1 pseudogene is annotated in these 420 nt (G+C 46.2%); it reads left to right on the top strand.

What is annotated here, in order from left to right:
• Positions 1-83: 83 nt before the first annotated feature.
• A pseudogene (locus tag AC27H3_RS18105) lies at positions 84-420 on the top strand (IS3-like element ISPpr7 family transposase); the annotation flags it as partial.

The following is a 420-nucleotide window of genomic DNA, read 5'->3' as shown; positions in this document are numbered from 1 at the left end:
CTCCAAAAAGAGCTCAACCGCAAAGATAAAGCCTTGGCTGAAACAGCGGCATTACTCGTTCTCAAAAAAAAAGCGGATGCTATTTGGGGTTTCAACGAGGACGATTAACCCAAGGTGGTGAACGACTAAAACTGAGAAAGCTTATAACGGAAGCGCAAATTGCAGGTGCAAGTCAGGCAAAAGCCTGCGAAATACTCGGTTTAACGGCTAGAACCGTGCAGCGGTGGCGTGAGGCCGATGAGATGACGGATAAGCGAACTCGTACGCTAAAGCAGCCACCCAATCGGTTAACAGAGCTAGAGCGACAGCGTGTTATTAATATCGTTAATTCAGCAGAATACGGGCATTTACCGCCCAGTAAAATAGTGCCAAAGCTACTCGATAAAGGCATTTGGATAGCGTCTGAAAGTTCATTTTATC

It is taken from the genome of Colwellia sp. NW0002-52-1 (genome assembly GCF_057550865.1).
This window is presented reverse-complemented; position numbering and strand designations above follow the sequence as displayed.